Below are 5625 nucleotides of genomic sequence, written 5' to 3' on the forward strand. Positions count from 1 at the left end.
AGCCCGCCGCCCGTGATGTGCGCCATGCCCTTCACCGTGATCTGCTCCATGAGCTTCAGGAGCGGCTTCACGTAGATGCGCGTGGGCGCCATCAGCGCGTCGGCGAGCGAGCGGCCGTCGAAGTCGGCGGCGAGGTCCGGCTGCGCGCGCTCGATGATCTTGCGCACGAGCGAGAAGCCGTTCGAGTGGATGCCGCTCGAGGCGAGGCCCAGCACCACGTCGCCCGGGGCGATCGTGCTGCCGTCGATGATCTTGCTCTTCTCGACCGCGCCCACCGCGAAGCCGGCGAGGTCATATTCGCCGTCGGGGTACATGCCCGGCATTTCGGCCGTTTCGCCGCCGATCAGCGCGCAGCCCGCCAGTTCGCAGCCTTGCGCGATGCCCTTCACGACCGTCGCCGCCGTGTCGACATCGAGCTTGCCGCACGCGAAGTAGTCGAGGAAGAACAGCGGCTCGGCGCCCTGCACGAGGATGTCGTTTACGCTCATCGCGACGAGATCCTGGCCGACCGTGTCGTGTTTGTTCAGATGAAACGCGAGGCGCAGCTTGGTGCCCACGCCGTCGGTGCCCGAGACGAGCACGGGCTCCTTGTACTTCTTCGGCACTTCGAAGAGCGCGCCGAATCCGCCGATGCCGCCCATCACGCCGTCGCGCAGGGTCTTCTTCGCAAAGGGCTTGATGCGATCGACGAGCGCGTCGCCCGCGTCGATGTCCACGCCAGCGTCGCGGTAGGAAAGGCCTTGTTGCTCCGCTTGAGCCTGATTAGCGGGGCCGGATTTCGGTTGATTCATGGGGAAGCGCCAGAAGGTCGGTAAAATGCGATTTTAACCGATTGACGGCGCCCCGCCGCCGCGCGCGAAGCGAGTTTTGGCGCGCGCGCCTGCGAGGCGCGGCCCCCGGCAGGCGCCATGCCGGCCGCCGGCGCGCCCGCCAGGACGCGCTGGCGCCCCGCAGCCGCCCCACAACCGGAAACTCAAGTTTTGTCGCAGAACACATCGATTTTCACGCCATACCAGCGTCAGGCCTTCATCTGGACCGGGATCGCGCTTGCCCTCGGCATCGTGCTGTGGCTGCTGCGGCCGGTCCTCACGCCGTTCCTGCTGGGGGGCCTGCTTGCCTACATGCTGCAGCCGGGGGTGGCCTGGCTCGTGCGCCGCCGCGTGCCGCGCGCCCTCGCCGCGCTCGCGATGATGCTGCTCTTCGGGCTCGCCGCCACCATGCTGGTCGTGCTGCTGCTCGTCGTGATCCAGAAGGAAGGGCCGCAGCTCAAGCAGCAGGTGCCGGGCATGATCACGCACCTGCACGACTGGCTGCAGCCGAAGCTCCAGTTCTTCGGCGCCGGCGACTCGCTCGACTACCAGAGCCTCAAAGACATGATCACGAGCCGCGTGGAGGACAGCGCGCAGTCGATCGCGCTCTACGCCTGGGCCTCGATCCGCACGAGCAGCAACGTGGCGATCAGCGTCGTCTCGAACGTCGTGCTCGTGCCGCTCGTGCTGTTCTATCTGCTCTTCGACTGGAATGCGATGCTCGGCCGCCTGCAGACCTTCGTGCCGCGCCGCTGGCTCGATCGCACCGTGGAGCTCGCGCAGGAGATGGACCGCATGCTCGCGCAATATCTGCGCGGCCAGTTGCTCGTGATGGCGATCCTCGCCGCGTACTATGCGATCGCGCTCTCCATCGCGGGTTTCCAGGTCGCGGTGCCGGTGGGTGTATTCACGGGCGTAGCCGTCCTGATTCCCTATCTCGGCTACGCCACGGGCCTCGTGCTCGCGCTCGTCGCCGCGCTGCTGCAGTTCGGCAACTGGTATGGCCTCGGCGCGGTTGCGCTCATCTATGGCGTCGGGCAGGTGCTCGAAGGCTTCTACCTGACGCCGCGCCTCGTGGGCGAGCGCATCGGGCTGCATCCGCTCGCGGTCATCTTCGCGCTGCTCGCGTTCGGGCAGCTGTTCGGGTTCTTCGGCGTGCTGCTCGCGCTGCCGGCGAGCGCCATCGTGTCGATCGCGCTGCGCGAGCTGCGGCACAGTTACCTCGCGAGCGCGCTCTACAAGAACTGATTCCGGCCTGATACCCCGATACACCGTGCAGCGACAGTTAACGCTCGATCTCGGCACCCCGCCGCCATCGACCTTCGACAACTTCCATATCGGCGCCAACGCCGAGCTGGTCGCGCGCCTGCGCGGTCTCGACGCGGCGCTCATGGCGGGCCCGATCGCCGATCGCACGTTCTATGTCTGGGGCGAGCCCGGCAACGGGCGCAGCCATCTGCTGCAAGCGCTCGCCCATGAAGCGCCGCCGGGACACGTGCGCTATATCGGCCCGCAAAGCGCGCTGACGGCGTTCACGTTCGATCCGCGCGTGACGATCTACGCCATCGACGACTGCGATGCGCTCTCCGGCGCCCAGCAGATCGCGCTCTTCAACCTGTTCAACGAGGTGCGCGCGTACCCCGGCTGCGCGCTCGTCGCGACGGGCAACGCACCGCCAATGGGGCTCGCCGTGCGCGAGGACCTGCGCACGCGCCTTGGCTGGGGCCTCGTGTTCCATCTCACGCCGCTCTCCGACGAAGGCAAGGCGGCCATCCTCAAGCTCGCGGCGCGCGAGCGCGGCATCGCGCTCGCCGACGACGTGCCCGCTTACCTGCTCACGCATTTCCGGCGCGACATGCCGAGCCTCATGGGCCTGCTCGACGCGCTGGACCGCTTCTCGCTGGAGCAAAAGCGCGCGGTGACGTTGCCGCTGCTGCGCACGATGCTCGCGAAGGGCGTGGGCGAGTTGGCGAACGCCGCGAGCGCGCCGCTGCTGGACGACGAGCCATGCGGCGAAACAGCGACGGGAGCGGGCGGCGCGCACAGTGCGAACGGCGCAGCAAGCAGCGACGCAAAAAGCGAACCGGCCGGCGAAGTGAACGCCGAGCCGCACAGCGGACGAGGCGGCCAGGCCGGCGGCGAAGCTGCCGCGCAGGCGAATGCGGACGAAGCGCCGTCCGCGCCGTCGGCATCGAATACGAGTGCCAGTGACAGTGCGCGGCAAAGCCCCGCGCCCGAACCCACCGCCGCCGAGCCCTACGAGGCGCCGAAACCGCCCGCCTTGCAGGCGCGCCCCGCGCTGCCGGTGCCGTTCAAGAAGCCGACCGACAACGTCGAGGGCGAATTGGGGGCCAAATACCGTCACGTCGTCCACAAGGAACTGGGCGCCGAGCTCAAGGGCGAAGTCGAAGCCGACGTCAGCAACGAGATGACCGGCGAGTTGCGCGGCGACCTCGATCCGCCGGCCGGTGCGGCTGCGCCCGCCACGGCGGCGGGCGCCCCGTCAGGCAACGCGCCGGATGAGCACGCTGCCCCCGCCGCCGGAACGGCCTCGGAATCGGCCTCGGAATCGGCCTCGGAATCGACCTCGGAATCGGCCAGCGAATCGCTCACCGGATCGGCCAACGCAACGACCACCGAATCGCCCACCGGCACGCCCGCCACGCACGATCAGAACACGAACTCCGCCGGAAACGACCCGCACCACGTGCCTCGAGCCGCTCCCGCGCCGCCTGGCGCGAGCGCGCCGAACGCGTCCGAGGACCCCGCCGCGCCGTCGCCGCCATCCGGTACCAGCAACGGCATCACCCGCTTCAAGTAAAATGAGCGCCCATGGCAAACCTTGCACTTTTTGATCTCGATCACACGCTGATCCCCACCGACAGCGACCACGAATGGGGCCGCTTCATGGTGAAGCTCGGCATTGTCGACGGCGAGCGCTTCGCCGAGCAGAACGACCGCTTCTACGCCGACTACAAGGCCGGCGTGCTCGACATCCACGCTTACCTCGTCGCCATGCTCACGCCGCTCGCGAAATATTCGCGCGCGCAGCTGAAGGCCTGGCACGACCAGTACATGCACGAGGTGATCAAGCCGACCATCCTGCCGGCCGCCGTCGAGCTCGTGAAAGAGCACAAGGAAGCGGGCGACCTGTGCTGCGTGGTGACGGCCACGAACGAATTCATCACGGCGCCCATCGCCGAGGCCTTCGGCGTGGACAAGCTGATCGCCTGCGAAGTCGAAACGGTGGACGGCCATCCGGCATCGGCGTTCACCGGCCGGCCGACGGGCACGCCCAGCTACCGCGAAGGCAAGATCGTGCGCGTGGAAGCGTGGCTCGCCTCGCTCGGCAAGAGCTGGTCGGATTTCGAGCACAGCTACTTCTATAGCGACTCGCACAACGACATTCCGCTGCTCGAAAAGGTCACCGACCCGATCGCCACCAACCCCGACGACACCCTGCGCGCTCACGCGCAACAAGCGGGCTGGCGCATCCTCGATCTGTTCCAAGCCTCGTGATCAAAAAACTCATCCGCAAGCTGTTGGGCCATGGCGACGCCGCAGCGGCGCAAGACACCGAAGCCCCGGCCGCCGCGCATGAAAGCGCGGACGCCGGCTCCGCCAGCACGCGCGCGCGCCGCAAGCCGGCCAGCGCGCAGAAAGCGACGAAGCCGCGCGCCGGCAAGGGCGCAGCCGATCCGGCCACCCCCGTCCTCCTTTCCGCCGACGTCCACGGCATCAACCCCGCGCTCATTTCGCGCAACGCCGTGCGCGTGACCGAAGGCCTGCAGCAGGCGGGCTTCCGTGCGTTCATCGTGGGCGGCGCGGTGCGCGACCTGCTGCTCGGCGTCGCACCCAAGGACTTCGACGTGGCCACCGACGCCACGCCCGACCAGGTCCAGAAGCTGTTCCGGCGCGCGCGCATCATCGGCCGGCGCTTCCAGATCGTGCACGTGCAGTTCGGCCAGGAAATCATCGAAGTCTCGACGTTTCGCGCGCTCGTCGACGCCCCGCCGGAAGCCGAAGCGGCGAGCGCACCGGGCAAGCGCATGCGCCGCGACGAGCTCGATCGCAAGACGCACGCCGTCGACTCGAGCGGCCGCGTGCTGCGCGACAACGTCTGGGGCGAGCAGCACGAGGACGCGACGCGGCGCGACTTCACGATCAACGCGATGTACTACGACCCGGCCACGCAGACCGTGCTCGACTATCACAACGGGATGGCCGACATGCGCGCGCGCCTGTTGCGCATGATCGGCGACCCGGCCACGCGTTATCGCGAAGACCCGGTGCGCATGTTGCGCGTCGTGCGCTTCGCGGCGAAGCTCGGCTTCGAAATCGAGGAGCGCACGCGCGAGCCCATCAAGGAGCTCGCCGATCTCATGAACAACGTGCCGGCCGCGCGGCTCTTCGACGAGATGCTCAAGCTGCTGCTCTCGGGCCACGCGCTGGAGTGCCTGAGGTGGCTGCGCAAGGAGGGGCTCCATCATGGCCTCCTGCCGCTGCTCGACGTGATTCTCGAGCAGCCGCACGGCGAGCGCTTCATCTCGCTCGCGCTGTCGAGCACGGATGCACGCGTGCGCGCGGGCAAGCCGGTGTCGCCGGGCTTCCTGTTCGCCACGCTCCTGTGGCACGACGTGCAGCAGCGCTGGCAGCAGTACACGGCCGCGGACGAATACCCGGTTCCGGCGCTGCACCGCGCGATGGACGACGTGATCGACGCGCAAACAGAGAAGCTCGCGATCCATCGCCGCTACTCGTCGGACATGCGCGAGATCTGGGGCCTGCAACAGCGCCTCGAAAAGCGCGGGCGCGG

General features: G+C 68.2%; 4 protein-coding genes and 1 pseudogene. 4 read left to right on the forward strand and 1 reads right to left on the reverse strand.

The features are described 5' to 3' along the window. Positions 1-791: phosphoribosylformylglycinamidine cyclo-ligase (purM, locus tag VMJ11_RS01345; protein WP_325616144.1), on the reverse strand; the 791-nt coding region annotated here is incomplete at its 3' end. 189 nt (positions 792-980) lie between these two features. Between purM and VMJ11_RS01350 the strand changes: the two genes are divergently transcribed. The 4 genes and pseudogenes from VMJ11_RS01350 to pcnB form a co-directional block, all read left to right on the forward strand. Continuing rightward, on the forward strand, positions 981-2057 hold the full coding sequence (locus VMJ11_RS01350; protein WP_325616145.1) for an AI-2E family transporter: 1077 nt from the start codon (positions 981-983) through the stop codon (positions 2055-2057). A gap of 25 nt (positions 2058-2082) precedes the next feature. Continuing rightward, positions 2083-2760, forward strand: a pseudogene (hda, locus tag VMJ11_RS01355) (DnaA regulatory inactivator Hda); the annotation flags it as partial. 881 nt (positions 2761-3641) lie between these two features. Then, positions 3642-4328, forward strand: a complete 687-nt coding sequence (locus VMJ11_RS01360; protein WP_325616147.1) for an HAD family hydrolase — start codon at positions 3642-3644, stop codon at positions 4326-4328. After that, positions 4325-5625, forward strand: a 1301-nt coding sequence (pcnB, locus tag VMJ11_RS01365) for a polynucleotide adenylyltransferase PcnB (protein WP_325616149.1), incomplete at its 3' end; no start/stop codon positions are given. The genes VMJ11_RS01360 and pcnB, both read left to right, overlap by 4 nt.

This window comes from Paraburkholderia sp., assembly GCF_035501035.1.
GTDB lineage: Bacteria > Pseudomonadota > Gammaproteobacteria > Burkholderiales > Burkholderiaceae > Paraburkholderia.

Excerpts from the sequence above, each read along its gene's own strand:
- VMJ11_RS01360 (WP_325616147.1), top strand. The coding sequence starts at position 3,642 with ATGGCAAACCTTGCACTTTTTGATCTCGATCACACGCTGATCCCCACC.